Annotated in this window: 14 protein-coding genes; 3 read left to right on the forward strand and 11 right to left on the reverse strand. The window is 68.1% G+C overall.

Translation table 11 applies throughout. The annotated features are described in order from the left end of the window. Nucleotide 1: 1 nt before the first annotated feature. Together ACIGKQ_RS21440 and ACIGKQ_RS21445 are read right to left on the reverse strand one after the other, a co-directional pair. Nucleotides 2–511, reverse strand: coding sequence for an ImmA/IrrE family metallo-endopeptidase (locus tag ACIGKQ_RS21440; RefSeq protein WP_235725680.1), 510 nt, complete (start codon nt 509–511; stop codon nt 2–4). Nucleotides 512–541: 30 nt separating this feature from the next. After that, nucleotides 542–1,105: an XRE family transcriptional regulator gene (locus tag ACIGKQ_RS21445; protein WP_372475356.1), complete on the reverse strand. Its 564-nt coding sequence runs from the start codon at nt 1,103–1,105 to the stop codon at nt 542–544. A 275-nt stretch (nt 1,106–1,380) separates the two neighbouring features. On the opposite strand from ACIGKQ_RS21445, the gene ACIGKQ_RS21450 reads away from it, so the two are divergent. After that, nucleotides 1,381–2,310 carry a hypothetical protein gene (locus tag ACIGKQ_RS21450; RefSeq protein ID WP_396574901.1) on the forward strand — a complete coding sequence of 310 codons (930 nt, stop codon included), beginning with the start codon at nt 1,381–1,383 and terminating at the stop codon, nt 2,308–2,310. A 4-nt stretch (nt 2,311–2,314) separates the two neighbouring features. Here ACIGKQ_RS21450 and ACIGKQ_RS21455 read toward each other — a convergent pair whose 3' ends face one another. Further along, the gene (locus tag ACIGKQ_RS21455) at nt 2,315–4,111 is read right to left on the reverse strand and encodes a TM0106 family RecB-like putative nuclease (RefSeq protein WP_396574919.1); all 1,797 of its coding nucleotides are present in this window, start codon (nt 4,109–4,111) and stop codon (nt 2,315–2,317) included. Nucleotides 4,112–4,277: 166 nt separating this feature from the next. Between ACIGKQ_RS21455 and ACIGKQ_RS21460 the strand changes: the two genes are divergently transcribed. Next, nucleotides 4,278–4,988 (forward strand): DUF6474 family protein, encoded by a 711-nt coding sequence (locus tag ACIGKQ_RS21460; protein ID WP_287017088.1) that lies wholly within the window; start codon nt 4,278–4,280, stop codon nt 4,986–4,988. 5 nt (nt 4,989–4,993) lie between these two features. Next, nucleotides 4,994–5,833: a hypothetical protein gene (locus ACIGKQ_RS21465; protein WP_396574902.1), complete on the forward strand. Its 840-nt coding sequence runs from the start codon at nt 4,994–4,996 to the stop codon at nt 5,831–5,833. An 11-nt stretch (nt 5,834–5,844) separates the two neighbouring features. On the opposite strand, the gene ACIGKQ_RS21470 is transcribed toward ACIGKQ_RS21465, so the two are convergent. From ACIGKQ_RS21470 to lysX, 8 genes are all read right to left on the reverse strand, one after another. Beyond that, the gene (locus ACIGKQ_RS21470) at nt 5,845–6,681 is read right to left on the reverse strand and encodes an alpha/beta fold hydrolase (RefSeq protein ID WP_396574903.1); all 837 of its coding nucleotides are present in this window, start codon (nt 6,679–6,681) and stop codon (nt 5,845–5,847) included. Nucleotides 6,682–6,785: 104 nt separating this feature from the next. Next, the gene (locus ACIGKQ_RS21475; protein WP_396574904.1) at nt 6,786–8,930 is read right to left on the reverse strand and encodes an ArnT family glycosyltransferase; all 2,145 of its coding nucleotides are present in this window, start codon (nt 8,928–8,930) and stop codon (nt 6,786–6,788) included. Nucleotides 8,931–9,131: 201 nt separating this feature from the next. Beyond that, nucleotides 9,132–9,932, reverse strand: a complete 801-nt coding sequence (locus tag ACIGKQ_RS21480) for a cyclase family protein (RefSeq protein WP_396574905.1) — start codon at nt 9,930–9,932, stop codon at nt 9,132–9,134. 12 nt (nt 9,933–9,944) lie between these two features. Beyond that, entirely contained in the window at nt 9,945–11,147 is a 1,203-nt protein-coding gene (locus ACIGKQ_RS21485) for a sorbosone dehydrogenase family protein (RefSeq protein WP_372512448.1), read from the reverse strand. Between the two features lie 146 nt (nt 11,148–11,293). After that, nucleotides 11,294–12,847 (reverse strand): succinic semialdehyde dehydrogenase, encoded by a 1,554-nt coding sequence (locus tag ACIGKQ_RS21490; protein ID WP_266062940.1) that lies wholly within the window; start codon nt 12,845–12,847, stop codon nt 11,294–11,296. Nucleotides 12,848–12,857: 10 nt separating this feature from the next. Then, nucleotides 12,858–13,382: a ribonuclease E activity regulator RraA gene (rraA, locus tag ACIGKQ_RS21495; protein ID WP_235725665.1), complete on the reverse strand. Its 525-nt coding sequence runs from the start codon at nt 13,380–13,382 to the stop codon at nt 12,858–12,860. Between the two features lie 125 nt (nt 13,383–13,507). Next, nucleotides 13,508–14,416: an alpha/beta fold hydrolase gene (locus tag ACIGKQ_RS21500; protein WP_235725664.1), complete on the reverse strand. Its 909-nt coding sequence runs from the start codon at nt 14,414–14,416 to the stop codon at nt 13,508–13,510. Between the two features lie 5 nt (nt 14,417–14,421). Beyond that, nucleotides 14,422–17,841 carry a bifunctional lysylphosphatidylglycerol synthetase/lysine--tRNA ligase LysX gene (gene lysX / locus ACIGKQ_RS21505; RefSeq protein ID WP_396574906.1) on the reverse strand — a complete coding sequence of 1,140 codons (3,420 nt, stop codon included), beginning with the start codon at nt 17,839–17,841 and terminating at the stop codon, nt 14,422–14,424. Nucleotides 17,842–17,873: the final 32 nt, after the last annotated feature.

The raw sequence follows: 17,873 nt of genomic DNA on the forward strand, positions 1-17,873 counted from the left end.
GCTACAACCAGCCCTTGTGGCCGCCGAGAAGACGCTGGATGCCCCGCAGGTCGTCGTTGCGCGCGGTCGTGCCGACCACCTCGGTGGCCTCGGCCGCCCAGCTCAGGATCATCGACGCGAGCATCTCGGCCTCCCACTCGCGGTCGTCGGCGTAGCAGGTCCGACTCAATGCATCGGCAGAGTCGTCGTCGGCAGGCGCGGTCAGCGCCGACGCCGACACCGCACCCAGGATCTGATGTCCGGCGATGAGATGACCGAACTCGTGGATGATGATCTGCTGCTGGTGCAGCGGCGACGTATTGGCCTGGTAGAAGAAGTAGTCCGCATCGTCGGCGGCCAGCCACACACCGTTGGGCATACCCACCGGCAGCGGGTGGGCGATCAACCGGATCGGGCGTCCACGCCGAGCCCCGTGCCGGTCACACAGCTGGGTGACGTCCAGCGGCAGGTCGAGGTCGAGGCCCTTCAGCGTGTCGCGACAGAGCAACCTCAGCGCACGATGACTTCGCATGGCTCCCGGAGCGGTGTACGACCCCTGCGGTCAGTTATTGTGCGGCCCGCCGACGACGCGCAGACGGGCGTCCTCCGGGGTCTCGCCCAGGCCCGCCGCGATGACGTCGGGCGGATCCTTCGGCAGTCCTTGCTGCTCGCGCAGCACCTTGATGAGCTCGTTGACGATGGTGACCGAGTCGCTCGACAGACCGGCGAGGCGGAAGGCCGCCAATTGCACGTTGGTGTCGGCCTGCAGACGCATGAGATCGATCTCGTCGCGGGTGCGCTGCGCGGCGCGGTCTTCCAGGAAGTAGTGGACGTCCACGCCGAATGCAGCCGCGATTCCCTCGACCGTGCGGAACGACGGCGACTTGGCCTTACCGGAACGCAGCTGACTCAGATACGACTCCCCGAGCCGGAAACCGCGCTCGGTCGATCGGGCGGCGATCGCCTTGGCGCTGTATGCGCGGCCGTTGGGGCCGGGCACTGTACGGAACAGTTCCTCGAGACGTCGCGCGAACAGTCCCGGATCCACTACTGCAGTGTGTTCGGTGTCGACCGCCCCGGTCCGACGTCCGCCGTCAACAGGCATTTCCGCACCTCGTATAGTCATTGTTCTCCCCGGCAAATTCAAAGTCGTTTGAACTTGCAAACATTAAAGACCCGCGTGCATCGTGGATGCAACGCCCGTTGCGATTTGAACGTACCCGACTACCATCGCCCATGCGTATCACCTGTGGCAACGATGTAACGAATCCTCCCTGTGGCATTATTCACACTCGATCGTGAACAAGATGTGGCGTCGCGAACCGGAAGTTGCCGAGAGGTGAACGGCGGGGTTCAACTCACACCATACGTTGGTGCTTACGTAACCGGATCGGGGGTCGGATGACACATCGTGTTCCAGCAGGTACGCAGCGTCGCCGACGTTCGGTTCCGGTGCTGGCGATGCTCGCGACGTTGGTGGTACTCGGGTCGGCTCTCGGCGCCGGGCTGGCCCTGTCCACTCCGGCATCAGACCGCCCCGACCGCGGCTCGGGGTGGGGCGGCGGCAATCACCACGGGCATGGCCACGGGCACGGGCATGGGCACGGTGATGACGATGACGACGAGGATTCGACGACGTCGGCGACCGCGTCGGGGAGCCAGAGCAGCGCAACCACGAGTCCTGCCACGAGCGAATCCACCAGCACCAGCCAATCAACCAGCACTACGACCAGCGAGTCCACGGGGTCGTCGAGCACCAGCGAATCCAGCAGCGTTACCACCAGCGAATCCACGGAACCGTCGACCACCACCGAGACCACCGACGACGGATCGGTCGTACCGCCGCGCTACACCCCGCGCCCGCCCAGCCGAGACGCGTCACCCGACGTCGATCCGGATGCGGCCGGCACCGGTCGTTCCGGTGGATCGGGGCCGCCTGGCACCGGGAACCCGGCACCGGAGGACACCACTGCGCCGGCGCCGGTTGCGGTACCGACGGTGCCCACAGCAGGCACGGGAGCGGGCGCCGGCGCGAACTCGGCGAACGGTCCGGGCGGGCCGTCGTCGACCGGCGGTTCGGCCGGTGCCGTACCGAACGAGACGGCGTCATCTGAGGATGCGGGTCCGGGCGATTCCGCGCCCATCCCCGACCCGGTCTCGGAGATGGCACCGGCGGCACTCGCCGATCCGGTGGTTCCGGATTCCGACGTGGCGGCCTCGCCCCGACGCATCATGATCGGGCTGGCGCCCGGTGGGCTACTTCTGCTCGGGGCGATGGCGTTGTTGGGCAGCGGGTCGTTCCTGGAGGCGCTGCGGTCGTCGCGGCCGTGATCGGTCAGGCGTCGCGGCCAGCGAGCAGCGTGTCCCGATGCGGGACCGCCGCACGCGCGCCGTCGGTGATCCATTCCCGCAGCACCTTGGTCGCGCGCACGTCGTCCTCGTTGTATTCGAGCAATCGTTCGCGTTGCGTGGGGTCCGGCACCCCGCCGCCGAGGCCCACCGCGTCGCGATACCAGTCCATCGACGCCTCGCCGCTGGCGTCGGCGTCGCGCCAGGTGAATCCGGCGACGGGCGCGACGCGCTTGAGACCTTTCCCGTTCGGGCAGACGAAGTTGCGGCCGACAGCCTCGTAGATGTCGACCCACTCGGCCGACCCGATGAAGGCCTCCACCTCGGCGCGCGACGGCACGCCCGGGGCCCCGGCGAACCGGTCTGCGGAGCCGAGTAACCAGCGGTTCTCAGCCTGCTGCGAATAGCAGTACGCCGCAAAGGACTTCCCGGCCTCGTGGGCGGCGTCGCGCTGCGCGGTCAGCCACGTCCAGAACTCCCCGAACGAGCGGCCCTCGTCGGTGGTGGGCAGCGGTTGCCAGGTGACGAACGGCCGGTAGCGGACCTCGCAGGTCGGGTCGGTGGTGTCGGTCAGCAGCGTGCCCCACATGTAGGCGCCGTGTTCGCCGTAGCTCTCCATGTCGACATCCACCTCGACGTCGGCACGCCGCACCACCGGGGTGTCGAGGCGCCGGATCAACGGGATGCCCTGCAACCAGGCGATGGCAGTGAGTATCGCGTCGTCGAAGCGCGCGTTGCCCGGCCATTCGTCGGGAGGCCCGCCACGGTGCGCGGCCAATTGATCGATCGTGGTGATCCCGGCATCGGCGAGAATTCGGCTCTGGTTGGCGCCCACCACCAGGCTCACGTCGCGGCGCTGTTCCAGTTCGGGTCCGCATCGCTCCCACCACGGGCAGCTGCGGCATTCGCCGATCCGGCGGGGTGTGGTCGACACCTGCTGTTCGGCAATCGCCATGCGGCGGGCGAACACCTCGGCGTAGTCGGTGAGTGCCGAGGCCATCTCGTAGACGACGATGCAGTCGGCGTCGAGACCGATCACCCCGGCACGCAGCCGGGCCGGATCGGATGAGGTGGCAAGCCCGAGCTCGGTCAACATCGCAGTCAGCTGAGCAAGTCGGAGCAGGTCACGTCGCTGATTGCGCCCGTTGCGGGTGGGGTCCGCCGACGGGGACCAGGCCCACACCGGACTGGTCACCGTCACCTTGGGGCCCCCGTTGCCCTGCGCAGCACCGTTGCCGTTCGTGGACTCGTTGCCGTTCGCGGCCCCGCCGCTGTTCGTATCCCCGTCCGCGACGGGGACAGTGCCATCGGTGCCGTTCTTCGCGCCGGCGGTGCCGGTCGGTCGCCGCGGATTCTTCGCCGGATAGCTGGCCCGATGGTTCACGACGATCACCGGTAGGTACCCGTCACCGTCGCGGATCAGCAACTCGGCGTGACCGCGTCGCCCGGCCTCGCGATCGGTCGGCAGCGTCGCGTTCCAGATCCAGGCGGCCCCGGCGGCACACGCCGACAAGGTCTGCTCGGCGCGCGCGGCGTGGGTGGCGTCGGGGTCGATCAGCACCACGGTGCCCGGCGCTTGATCGCTGTGTAGGCCACGGATCATCTCTCGGACGGCGGCACGGTGATCGGCCGCCGCAGCCTTGCGTCGCTGCGCCTCCGGCGTGTCGGGTCGCGATCGCGCCAGGTCGGGGTATGCGTGGTCGAGGTACAGCCGGTGCTCGCATCCCGCGAGATCGCGGGGGTGTAACACCACCCTCACCACTGGTCCGTCCTCTCCCGACATCGCCGATCCGGGTCGTCCGCCACGCGCACCCGTCTGGTTCACGTCGGTTCGCCCCTGTCGAGCCTATGTAATGCTTGTACCGATGCAGTCGACGCCCGCTCGGTGTTTCCCCGACCTCGCCGGTCGGCCGGGCCCCGGGGCACCACACAGGAGGTAGGTCCTAGAAATGGGATTGTTCTCGTCCGACGGCAAGACCCGCGCGCAGCGCAAGGCCGAGGCCAAGGCGATGAAGACCAAGGCGAAACTCGAGGCCAAACTGGAGGCGAAGAGCGCGCGCAAGTCGCAGAAGGCGCTCCGCAAGGCCGAACACAAGTTCCGTAGCAAGGAACTCAAACTCGAACGCAAGAACGCCAAGGCCGCCGGCAAGGCGGAAGCCAAGGCCGCCAAGGCCCAGGCGAAGACGGCCGCCGTCGAAGCCAAGGCCGCGGTAGATGCCCAGCGATTCTCTCCGGCGAGCGTTCGGCGGTATCTCCTCGTCGCCCGACTGGTGTCCCCGATCGTGGTGCCGATCGCCTATCGCGCTGCCGTGGCCGCGCGTGGTCAGCTGACCGCTCTGCAGGCCGGTCGCGCCGGAGTGGCCCCCGACGTGCTGCGCCAGTTCTCCGGACACGGCGCGACGCTACACGCCCGTATCGCCACCACGCGGTCGGCGCTGGAGAAGGTCGCCACCACCGACACCTCCGACGACGCTTCGGCCTTCGTCACCGCGATGGTCACTCGCCTCGACAATCTCGCGATCGCCGTCGACGCCGCCGAGGCGATGCCGGCCTCGCAGCGGCGCACCGCGCACCACTCGATCGAATCCGAACTCGAGGGCATCGAGGCCGACATCCTCGCCCGACTGGGCGTGCACGGTTCGACCCCCAAGGGAGCGTGAGGGAGATGACCGAGCCGGGACCGGCGGACCGTCGAGACGATGACGGTTCCGACGGGGCTCAACCACAGCAGGCTTCGGCAGACGGCACCGTGCCGGATCCGGCCGCAGCCGGGAGCACGCCCGGCGAGCCTGGTCCCGCCAAGCCAAGTCCCGCCGAGCCTGATCCCGCCGAGCAGAGTCCCGCCGAGAAGGCGGCGAAGAAGACACCGGCAAAGAGGGCCGCCGCAAAGAAAGCTCCGGTGAAAAAGGCCGCGGCGAAGAAGGCTCCGGCTAAGAAAGCTCCCGTGAAGAAGGCCGCAGCGAAGAAGGCCGCCACCCGGGACGCGGCGAAGAAGTCGTCCGCCAAGACGGCTGGGGCCAAGAAGGTGCCTGCCACCACGGACGCCGTGAAGAAGGCCGCAGCGAAGAAGGCCCCGCCGGAGACCACACCCGTCGATCCTCCCGTCGAGGAACCCACACCGGGGAAGTCGCAGGCCGATGAATCGGTGACCGCATCTTCGGAACAGCAGTCGAGTCCCGAGCAGAAGTCGAACGCAGGCCAGGCCAGGCATGTGGCATCGCGACCGGCGTCGTCGAAGCCGGGGGCCAAGCCACCGACGAAAAAAGCGTCGACCGGTCCCGCCGGCCGCGCGTCGACGGCACCGGGCGCCCCGCCGTCGCGGCCGTCACCGGCGGTGGTCGACGTGGTGGCCGAATCCGATGCGCAGCGCGCCACTTTCGCCCAGCTGCGAGCGGGAGCACCCACCGAGTTGCCCACCAGAAACCGCGCCGTGCCGATCATCGCGGCCGGCGTGTTCGGGGCGGTGCTGCTGTTCGTGATCGAGATTCTGCGCCGTCGGCGTTGATCGTGACCGCGTCAGGCGCCGACCCGGTCGACGATCGCGGCGGCCACCTCGGCCGGGCGGGCCTCCGGTAACCAGTGGTCGACATCGTGGATGATCCGGAACTCGTAGGGCGCATCCACATAGCTCGACGTCATCTCCGCGGCGACCCGGCCGAGCGCGAAGTCGCCGTCACTCCAGACGTAGGTGGTGGGCACCCGCACGCGCCCGATGCGGCGGTCCGCGCGGCCCCAGAACGGTATCCCCCGGTACCAGTTCAACGCACCGGGTAACGCGCCCGAGGCGACGATGTCGGAGTAGAGCCGGCTCGCGAACGGCTCCGGCAGCCCCATCCGGGCGCCGCCACCTGGAGAGCGAAACAGCTTGGACAGGAACCATTCCGGGAGTTTCGGAAGATTGAAGGCGGCCATGTACCAGGACCGCAGCACCTGCCCTCGCGGCATGGCCCGGACGAACGCGGCGGGGTGTGGCATGGACGCCACGGTCAGCGTCGCGATGCGCTGGGGGTGGCCAGCCGCCACCGCCCAGGCCGCCGCGCCGCCCCAGTCGTGGCCCACCAGATCGACGGTGTCGGCCCCCAGGGTGTCGATCAGTGCGACGACATCAGCGACGATCTCGCTCATGCGGTAATCGCGTCGCGCGGGCGGCCGGGCGCGCGGTGAGTATCCGCGCAGATCGGGAGCAAGGGTGCGTAACCCGTTGTCGTGCAATCGTGATGCCACGCCTTCCCACACTGTCGCGCGCTGCGGGAAACCATGCAGCAGGATCACCGGCGGCCCGTCGATCGGCCCGTCGTCGATCACGTCGAAGACGTAGGGGCCGTTGGCGAACTCGGTGATACGGTCGGTCATCGTCGGCGTCCTTCCCCGGGAATGGCACCGACCCTACCTGCCGAGCGATGGGCAGCAGATCGCCCGCGGCGCGGTTGCGTCGCGGGCGATCGACTTCCGGCGGGTCAGGTCAGCTGGTACACCGTGGTGCCGCCGACCGTGGTGGCCGTGTAGTTCTGCGCCACCCACTCGGCGATCTCGGAGTTGCCGCCGGGGCCACCCTGACCGCCGCCGATGTAGTAGGCGATCTTGCCGTCGTGCACGTACTCGATGAACTGCTCCAGTGTGGGCGCCGGGTCACCGCTCCACCCACCGATGGCCATCACCGCTGTGCCGGTGGCGATCTCGATGCCCGCCGCCGACTGGGAGCCGTTGGTCGCGGCCGACCAGGTGGTGTCGGTGGAGGTCAGCAGTTCCACGAGTTCGGTGTTCGAGGAGATGTCACCCATTCCGCCGGGTCCACCGGCCCCGCCGCGGCCGCCGTCCTGAGTGGTGCCGTCCTGCGCAGCGCTCTGCCTTGCGCCGTCTTGAGTCGTGCCGTCTTGGGCTGCGCCGTTCTGGGTCGCGCCGTTCTGGGTCGCGCCGTTCTGGGTCGCGCCGTCGGGAGTCGTCTGTCCATCCGCCGCGCCGGTCGGCGGGTTGCCACCACCCGAGCCGCCCATTCCGCCGCCCGGTCCACCCATGCCACCTGATTCCATCGAGGTCTGCACCGCGTTCGGGATGGACCCGCTGTGCGGGGTCGCGGCCGTGGCGATCGAGAAGGCCGCGGTGCCACCGAATCCGGCGAGCGCACCGGCGATCACCGCGCCGGCGACCACTTTTCGCCACGCCATCACGCTGCCGACCAGCAGGGCGACGATGCTGATGGCGGCGACCGCGCCGATCAGCCACCGGCACCACACGGGCCCGAAGTCGTTGCGGTTCAGCAAGACGATGGACCAGGCCGCGGCGAGTCCGATCATCCCGGCGAGAGCGAGGCGACCGTCCCACTTGTTACGGCGTCGCCAGGCGAATACCCCACCCATGCCGACGAGCGCGGCGATGGCGGGCGCCAACGCCACCGTGTAGTACGGGTGGATGGTGCCGCTCATGAAACTGAAGATGAGTCCGGTGACCAGGAGCCAACCACCCCAGGCGACGATTGCTCCGCCTTCGACGCGGCTGATACCGCCGGTCGATCGGAAGATCGGGAAGCTACGGACCATCAAGTAGGCCGCGAACACCAAGGCCAGCAACGCAACCGGGAGCAGCCAGGAGATCTCGTTGCCCATCTCCGAACTGAACAGTCGGTTGAGTCCGGTCGAGCCGCCGAACGAACCGCCCGCCTGGCCGCCGCCCATGCCGCCTCCGCCACCGGAGCCACCGCTGATGCGACCGACGCCGTTGTATCCCCATACGAGGTCCATGAAGGTGTTGTCGGTGGAGCCGCCGATGTACGGGCGAGCCGATGCCGGCACCAGGATCGTTGCGAGCACGAACCAGCCCGCCGAGACGATCAACGCCACGGTCGCACCGATCAGGTGGCCGATGCGCCTGATCCAGCCGGTGTTCGCGAACATCAGGTAGGCCAGTCCGAAGGCGGGGAGTACGAGCAGGCCCTGCAGCATCTTGGTGAGGAAAGCGAAGCCGAGCGCGACACCGACCAGCGCCAACCATCGGCCCGAGTTGGTGGCGACCGCGCGGATCAGGGCGTAGCCGGCCGCGACCATCAGCAGCACCAGCAGCGCGTCCGGATTGTTGAACCGGAACATCAGCGCCGCTGCCGGGGTGAAGGCGAGCACGCCACCGGCGATCAGGCCCGCGGCCGTGCCGTGACGCGGGTCGGCGAAGGTGCGGCGCATCGCGCAGTACAGCAGCGCCACAGCGGCCACCCCCATCAGCGCTTGCGGTACCAGCACGGCCCAGCTGTTCATCCCGAACAACCGCACTGACAGCCCGGTCACCCACAGCGAGGCCGGGGGCTTGTCGACGGTGATGAAGTTGGCGGAGTCGAGAGATCCGAAGAACCACGCGGTCCAGCTCTGCGAGCCCGCCTGTGCCGCCGCCGCATAGAACGTGTTGGCGTATCCGCTGGCGGAGAGGTTCCACAGATAGAGCACGGCGGTGGAGACGAGCAGCGCGGTCAGTGCGTACGGGCTCCACCGGACGGCGCGTGTGGGTCGAGGTCGGTCGGCGACGCGGCGGCGACGGCCGCCCGCCGGGGGTGGTGGCTCACCGGGCGTCGATGCCCCCGGTCGTTCCAGCCCGCGTCGCTCCAAGGCTGTGGTCATTCGGGTCCTCCTGTGTCGGATGTGTTGATCCCACACTGGGCCCCGGCCCTCCCGCGCCCCTGGAAGCCGGCTGGGAGAACCCTGTGAACGCCGCTGAACGCCGCCGACTCGGTGGTTCCTCCCCCGGGTATCGTTTCCTCCCCCCCACTGCAACCGGCGGAAGTAGCGATACCCGGGGGAGGAACCGACCGGCTCAGCGGATCAGACGAGCGCGAGCACCCGAGCGGGGCCACCGGTGCCGCCGGCGAAGCGGGGCGCGCCCACGACGACGGTGGCGCCGGCCGCCGGCACCGACGACAGGTTGGCCATCGCCTCCACGGCGTATCGGCCTGCACCCAGGATGGCGGTGTGCGCCCCGACTGCGTCCATCACATCGATGCTGAGTGTGTCGGTGCCGATCGCGACGACGCCGCGTTCCTCGACCAACATCGACACCGCGTCGGCGTCGAAGCCTGGTGCATCCACGCCGCCTCCATGTGGCTGCCACCCGCTGTGCAATGCAACCAGGGCACGACGGGGGATTCGTCCGTGCCTCGATTCATAGGAAGCGATGTCCCTCGCTGTCAACGTGGTACGCCGATCCGTTCGCGCCCGTGCCGAAATGTCGATCACCGCCAACGGCGCCACCAGATCGCGCGCGGCTATCCGATCAACGGTGATGCCGTCGCCGATTTTGTGCGCAGGTGCATCGACGTGAGTTCCGGAATGTTCGGAGAACGACATCCATCTCGTCGCATACCCGCGGTTCCCCGGCCCCACGTGCGATGTCGGTAGTGACACCACGGGCGCGCTCCCCGGCCACAGTGGGAAACCGGCCGACAACACGTGTGTCAGGTCGACGACGCGGCCGGTCGGAGCTGCCGCGGCCGGTCCCGCCGCCGCACCGATGGCGGCGACACCGGCGCTTCCGGCCGCGGCGCCCGCAGTCATACGCAGCGCCGTACGACGTGAGAAGCGACGGGCCTCGTCATGCGCGGAGCGAACCACCTCGTCGTCACACATTGCGTCTCCCCGTCAGTCCGCGAGCCGCACTCGGAGGATGCGGTCGTCCCCACCGTTGTCGGTGCTCACCAACAGTGAACCGTCAGCGTCGACGGCCAGCCCTCGAAGACGCCCATAGGTGTCTTGGATTGCCTTGCTGCTGCGGACCACTCGGTTGCCTGCTTCGTCGAGTGTGACGAACAGTAGGTGCTTTCCTTTCTGCGCGGAGATGACGACTGCGCCGTCGAGGGAGCCCCACCCGTCGTCGGGCAGAAAAGCCAAGGCAGGAGTAGCTATTGTCGGGTAGCCGGAACTCCACACCGGCCCCACTGCACCAGGGACCCGAGTGGGGTCTGTCATGGGCACCGACTCGTCGTAGATGAACGGGGCCCGGTCCGGCTTGTACCCGTAATTGGCGCCGGCGCGCAGGAGATTGAGTTCGTCGTCGGCGTCGGTGCCCTGTTCGATCGCATAGACGCGGCCGGTTCCTGGCTGGACGGCAACGCCCTGCACGTTCCGGTGCCCCAGCGTGAACACCGGACTGGCCGGATCGGGGTTACCCGCGGCCGGTTTGCCGTCCGGCAGGATGTGCAGAACCTTGCCGCCCAACGAGTTCGGATCCTGCGGATTGGTCGGGATCGCATTGTCACCGGTGCCGATCCACAGCGACCCGTCGGCCGCTGCGGTGAGACCGCAACCTGCGTGGCGACCGGAGGCGTTGACCGGAATGCCCGTGAGCACGGTTCGTTCGCGCACCATCGTCGTCCAGTCGGCGCTGACCCGCCACGAGACGATGTTGACGACCTGTCCGGTGTTCGGCCAGGGGAGAGGCAGATTGGCCGCCGATCCGGGGATGCTGACGGCGGCACCGGCGGTGGTTTCGGCCTGACAGGAGTAGACGCGCCGGGTGTCGGAGAATTGCGGGTCGAGTGCCAACCCCATCAGCCCGGCTTCTTTGACCGCGAACAGCTGGGAAAGGTCCGCGCGAACATCTTGTCGCCGACCGTCGGTCATCACCGCCACGAACTGTCCCGTGCGCTCGCCAGTGAGGATGACACCGTCGGGTGCGACCGCAAGATCCCACGGATGGTCGAGGCCAGATGCGACCTGCGACACCGTCAACGGCGGAGCGGCGTCGGCCTGCCCGGCCGTGCACATCCCGGCGACGAGAGTTCCGACGGTCCCGGCGATGATCGCAACGCGGGTCAGGAGGGGGCGTGCTCGTCGGCCGGTCACCGGATCACCGTAACCCGGGAGCTCGCCGCCGCGCCGCATAACGCACGCCCGATCCGAGGTTCCTCCCCCGGGTATCGCTTCTTCCCCCAGCTGCCACCGGCGGAAGTAGCGATACCCGGGGGAAGGACTGCGACGCGCGGGCTAACCTACCGGCCCGGCAGGTATTTCAGCGCGCGCACGGCGTACGGCGTGACGGCGCGGTAGATGCCCTTCGGGATGCCGGGCGCGCGGTCGATGCCGACGAAGCGCTGCTCGGCGACGGTCTGCGGCTCGGTGTACTTGAGGATGCCCTCCTCGCCGTGGCGTCGGCCGACACCCGAGATGCCCATGCCGCCCATTGGTGCGGCGGTGGAACCCCACGCCGCGGCGTAGCCCTCGTTGATGTTGACCGTGCCGGCCCGCAACTGGTCGGCAATCGCGTTGGCTTCGGCGCTGCTACCGGCGAAGACGCACGCGTTGAGTCCGTACTGCGTCGCATTGGCGAGTTTGACGGCTTCGTCCGCGGAGTCGACCGGATAGATCGAGACGACCGGACCGAAGGTCTCCTCAGCGAAGCAGGTCATCTCGTCGGAGACACCGGTGAGCACCGTGGGCTCGAAGAAGAACGGGCCGAGGTCGGCGCGACGTCGCCCGCCGGCGACCACCGTGGCGCCCTTCTCAACCGCATCGCGCACGTGGGCCTCGGCGGTGTCGACCTGCGCCGCCGACGCGAGTGATCCCATGTCGGCGGAGAAGTCATAGGTGGCGTCGAGCTTCATCGCCGACACATACGCCGCGAACTTGGTGGTGAATTCGTCGGCGATCTCTTTGTCGACGTACAGGCGTTCGATGGAGATGCACAGCTGACCCGAGTTCGAGTAGCAGGCGCGCGCCGCCCCTTCGACGGCCTTGTCGATGTCGGCGTCGGCGGTCACGATCATCGGGTTCTTGCCGCCGAGCTCGGCAGAGAAGCCGATCAGTCGGCGCCCGGCCTGCTCGGCCAGCGAGGCGCCCGTCGCCGACGATCCGGTGAACATGACGTAGTCGGTGGTGGCCACGATCGCCTGCCCCACCACGCTGCCCGGCCCGGGTACCACGGCAAACAGCTCACGCGGCAGACCTGCCTGGTACAGCAGGTCGGCGACGGCCAACGCACAGTACGGCGTCTGGCTGTCCGGTTTGATGACCACACCGTTGCCCGCGATCAACGCGGCGACCGCATCGGAGACCGCCAGGGTGAGCGGGTAGTTCCACGGGCTGATGACGCCGACGATGCCCTTGGGCTGATAGCGCACCCGCACACTGGTTGCACCTGGCAGCATCCCCTTGACCTTGCGCTCGGCCAGCGTCTTGGGTCCGGTGGTGGCGTAATGCCGCGCGGTCAGCGCGACGTCCATCACCTCTTCCTGCGCGTAGATGCGCGCCTTGCCGGTTTCGGCCTGCGCGATGTCCATCAGCTCGGCGGCGTTGCGGTACACCAGATCGGAGAAGCGGTTGAGTACCTCGGCACGCTGCTGCGGCGTCTGGGTGGCCCACCCCTGCTGCGCACTGCGCGCACGGGCGACCGCGGTCTCCAGGTCGTCGGCGGTACCGACGGGGATGGTCGCCATCTCGGCGCCGCTGAACGCCTCCAGCACCGGTCGGGTGGGGCGGGCGCCGGCGTCGTCGATCGCGACGAGCTCGGCCAATCGCCGGAAGTAGTCGGGGGTGGGCTTCGGCATGGCGGGTCCCTCAGCTTTCGGTGGTGTCGGACTCGGCGGTCTCGGCAGGCTCGGCGCTCTCGACGATGACGATCCCGTCGTCGTCGGAGTAGACGATGTCGCCGGGGTGGAAGGTCTCGCCACCGATGGACAGCGCGATGTCGCGCTCACCAACTCCGGTTTTGGTGGACTTGCGCGGGTTGGTGCCCAGCGCTTTGACCCCGATCTCCATCTCGCCGATCGCCTTGGCGTCGCGGATCGCTCCATTGACGATGATCCCGACCCAACCGTTGGAGCGGCCGAGTTCGGCGATGATGTCGCCGACGAGCGCGGTGTGCACGGATTCGGCGCCGTCGATGACGAGCACGCCGCCCGGGTTCGACTCACCCAGGATCGACTTGAGCAGCGCGTTGTCCTGGAAGCACTTGACCGTGGTCACCCGGCCGACGAACTCACGGTTGCCGCCGTACTGGGTGAACTGGGTGTCGCAGCTGCGCACGAGGTCGCCGATCTCGTCCACGAGGTCGGCGGTCGGCGTGAAGGTCAGTTCGGTCATGGCCACCAGTTTAGGCAGCCATGCAATTAGGTGTGACGGACAGCCACAGTTACCGCAACCCGGCCGCGGTGCGCGCGCTCGCGCGGTAGCGTCGGCGCACGTGTGCACTGGCGGCGATTCCGCTGCTACCCACCCGCCATCCGACCGATGATCGCGGCGACCTCGTCGGGACGTTGGGAGACGACGAAATGCCGGGCCGGGCTGATGACGTCGACGTGCGCCTCGACGCCCGCGGCGGTGATCAGCGTCTGGGCATAGCGCCGTTGTTTCCACTCCCAGAAGTGCCGCCACCCGGGCATCCGAGGCGACGCGACCACCACGTCGATCGGTACGTCCGGCAACTGATGAGTGCGGCGCAGGTCGCGGAGATCACGATCCATCGTGGCGAAGACGGCATTCTCCGCCAGCAACGCCGTCATGAACCGCGGCTGCCCGAAAACCCGGCCGGCCCACCGCCGCTGGTCGTCGGTGAATCCCTCCGGCGGAGGTGGCACGACCAGGGTCCAGACACCTGCGCTGGGCCACCGATGGACACCCATCGCCGCGGTCACCGATTGCGCCACCCGTACGGCTCGGTGGGCAGCCCGCACGCCCCACCTCGCCGGCACCACCCGCCACGGCGCCAGGACGAACGACCCGTCCACCATCACGAGTCCGGCCGAACGCTCCGGATACACCCGCCCGAACGCTTCGACGTACAGCGATGCCAGCGAGTGACCGACGATCAGGACCGGCCCGCCGACGCCTACCGCGTCGAGCACCATCCGCATCCGGTCGACCTCGTCGAGCAGACCCGGCATCTCGTCCGGCGGCCGCGGACTCGACAGGCCGTAGCCCGGGCGGTCGTATCGGATCACTCGAAAGCCCTGTCGGAGCAACCGCACCGTCAACGCATCGAGGTCGAACCAATTGCTGCCCAATGCGGCCATCAGCAGAACCGACAGGCCCTCGCCCTCGTCGATCACATGAAGTCGATGGCCTCCGACGGGGATGACGATCCCCGCGCGGTCGCCACCATCCGGGCCGTCGGGCATCGGGGTCAGTAGCCCTGCGGCTTGGCCAACGGGAACGCCAACGATTCCCGAATCGACTGGCCGGTGATGAGCATGACCACACGATCCACGCCGACACCGAGGCCACCGGTCGGCGGCATCGCGTACTCGAGGGCCTGCAGAAAGTCCTCGTCGAGTTCCATCGCCTCCGGATCGCCACCCGCGGCGAGCACCGACTGCGCAGTCAACCGGCTGCGTTGCTCGACGGGATCGGTGAGCTCGGTGTAGGCGGTACCCAATTCGACACCCCACGCCACCAGGTCCCAGCGTTCGGCGACACCCGGGATCGTCCGGTGGGCTCGCGTCAGCGGCGACGTCGATGTCGGGAAGTCGGTGTAGAAGGTCGGGAAGGTGGTCCGATCTTCGCCGAGATGCTCGTAGAGCTCCAGCACCACCTGGCCGGCGTCCCAGTCGGGCCGATAGGCGATGTCGAGGCGATCGCAGATCGCCCGCAGCGTCTCCACCGTTGTCTCGGGTGTCACCTCCTCACCCGCACCGTCGGAGACCACCTCGTGCACGGTGCGCACCGGCCACTGCCCGGAGATGTCGACGCGTTCTTCGTTACCGTCGTCGTCGCGGCGCACGATCACCGGTTCACCGTAGGCGGTGGTCGCGGCGTGCTGGATCATCTCGCGGGTGAGGTCGAGCATCTTGCGGTAATCGCTGTGTGCCTCATAGGCTTCCAGGCTGGTGAACTCCGGATTGTGACTGAAGTCGACACCCTCGTTGCGGAAGTTGCGGCCGATCTCGAACACCTTCTCCACCCCACCCACACAGAGCCGCTTCAGGTACAGCTCCGGTGCGATCCGCAGGTACAGGTCGAGGTCATAGGCATTGATGTGCGTCTGGAACGGTGTCGCGTTGGCCCCGCCGTGGATCTGCTGCAGGATCGGTGTCTCCACCTCGAGATAGCCACGCGCCGCGAGGAAGTCGCGCATCGACTTCACCACCACGCTGCGGGTGTTCAACAACTCGCGGCTGCGCGAATTGATGGCGAGATCCACGTAGCGTTGCCGCACGCGCGCCTCTGGATCGGTGAGGCCACTCCACTTGTCGGGCAACGGCCGCAGGCACTTGCCGTTGAACCGCCACGCGTCGATGAGGATCGACAGTTCACCGGACCGGCTCCGGCCCACCACACCGCGGGCCTCGATCAGATCACCGAGGTCGACGTCGGAGCCGAAGTCCGGCGTGCCCGGAATCACCGCGTTCGCCTCGACCAGCACCTGCACCTGCCCGGACCAGTCGTGCACGTCGGCGAAGGCCACCTTGCCGAAGTCACGCAGTCGGGTGACACGTCCGGCGATGGTGACAGTGGTGCCTTCCGGTGCCGCGACGGCCTGCGCGATGGTGTGCGTCGGTGCATCGGCAGGTGGGTACGGATCAAACCCCTGCTCGGTCAACCGATCCAACTTGGCCAGGCGCACCCGCACCTGTTCGGGCCGATGTACCTCGATCGCACCCACGACGGACTCATCGGCCAGTTCGGCGATCAGCTCGTCGAGGTCGACACCGGCGGGAATGGCCGAGCGGCCCTCGGTGTAGTGCCGCGCACGACCGAATCGCGGCAGCCGGACGAAACCCTCGGTGACGATCGCGGCGAGCGCGACCCGCGGCATCATTCGGTTGTCCTCGTAGCACAGAAAGCGTGGCCGCCATTCCGGCCGGTACTTCGCATTGGACTTGTACAGCGACTCCATCTGGAAGAACTTCGAGCCGAACATCAGCACCGAGTAGGTCGCGCGCATCACCGGGCCGGCCCCGATGTCGGCGCCGTGTTCGAAGAACGCGCGGAAGGCCGCGAAGTTGAGGGAGATCTCGGTGACGCCGTACTGCTCGGACTCTCGGGCGAGTTCGGTCACCATCGTCTCGACGAGACCGTTGACCGCACCACGGTCGCGGCGCATCACATCCAGCGAGACGCCGGTGCGGCCCCACGGCACGAAGGACAACATGCCGACCACCTTCTCGTGGTCGGTGCCGGCGTTCTCCACGGCTTCGACGAGCAGACAGTCCCCGTCGAGCGGATCGCCGAGTCGGCCCAACGCCATCGCGAATCCGCGTTCCTCGTCGGTGTCGCGCCAGGCGTCGGCCCGCGCGATCATCTGCGCCATCTCCGACGGCTTCCCGTCGTTCGAGTCTGTGGAGATCTCGGCGTGCCGGCGGATGCGAATGGTGATTCCGGCCCGTTTGGTACGTGTGACCGCTTGGCGGACCGCTTTCATCGCCGGCCCGTTGATGCTGAAGCCACGGGTCGGGATGATCGCCTCGTCGCCGATGTTCAGCGACCCGAATCCGGCGGCGTCGTAGGCGGCAGCCCCGCGGTTGCTGGTTCCCATCGCGGCCGGATGCCACCCGTAGCGCTCACACAGCGCGAGGAACTCGGCGATGGCCTCGCCCCACGAATCGGGGTCGCCGATGGGGTCTCCACCGGCCAACCCCACGCCCACCTCCACCCGGTAGGTGACCGCCGCGCGGCCGTTCGGCGCGAACACCACCGCCTTGTCGCGGCGGGTGGAGAAGTAGGCGAGCGAGTCATCGTCATTGAAGGCGGCGATCTGGGCGCGGATCAGTCGCTCGTCGTCGGCGGTGATCAATGATTTCAGCCTGACCGAGCGGAACAAAACCATCGCCGCGGCGATCAGCGCGAGCGCACCGAACAGGCCCAGCAGTCCGTTCACCGGCGCCAGCGCGTGCCGGCCTTCGAATGCGGGTTCCTGATCAACCGAGCCGAAGGCGACCACCCGATTGATCGCGTACGGCAGCCGGTCAGCGCGGGTCAGGGTGTGCGGGAAGATCCACACCAGCGCCCAGCCGAGCAGACTGCCGATGACGAGTCCGGCCACCAGCACACCGAGCGCCCGCAGCAACGCGCCCCGACGCACGCGGGTGTAGAACTGCCGATAAGTGAGGATCAGATAGGCCAGTGCGGCCAGATCCACGATGATGCCGATCCAGAGGTTGATCCGGTCGGTACCGGTCACCGACAGATCGTCGGCGAGAGCGGGCACCAGATAGATCGCGTTGCCCACCGCGTACAGCGTCAGATACACCACGCAGATCCACCAGGCGATCCGCTTGCGCATGGACAGGGCGAACGCCATCAGCCCCAGCACGAATGCCCACGCGAAACTGGTGTCCGGCAGGGTGATGACGAAGGTGTCGAGATAGTCGCGCGGCACGTGGATGAGCCGGCGGAACCACGGGAACAGGCTCGACAGCAAGGAGACGGCGGCCATGATGCCCAGCACCGTCCCGGCGATGCGTGGCGCAGCTTGGCCGAAGCCCCGCGGTGAACGGATGCGCTCGAGCAGATCTCGCGACCGCCGCTCGGCGGCCGATGGCTCGTGTACGGGTTCGGCGACGACCTCGTCCGGCGCCGGAGTCCGCGGGATGTCCAACGTCATGGCTAAACGTTACGGGGCGGGCTCGCCCATCT

Origin of the sequence: Gordonia sp. NPDC062954 (assembly GCF_044543825.1) — a bacterium.
Lineage (GTDB): Bacteria > Actinomycetota > Actinomycetes > Mycobacteriales > Mycobacteriaceae > Gordonia > Gordonia tangerina.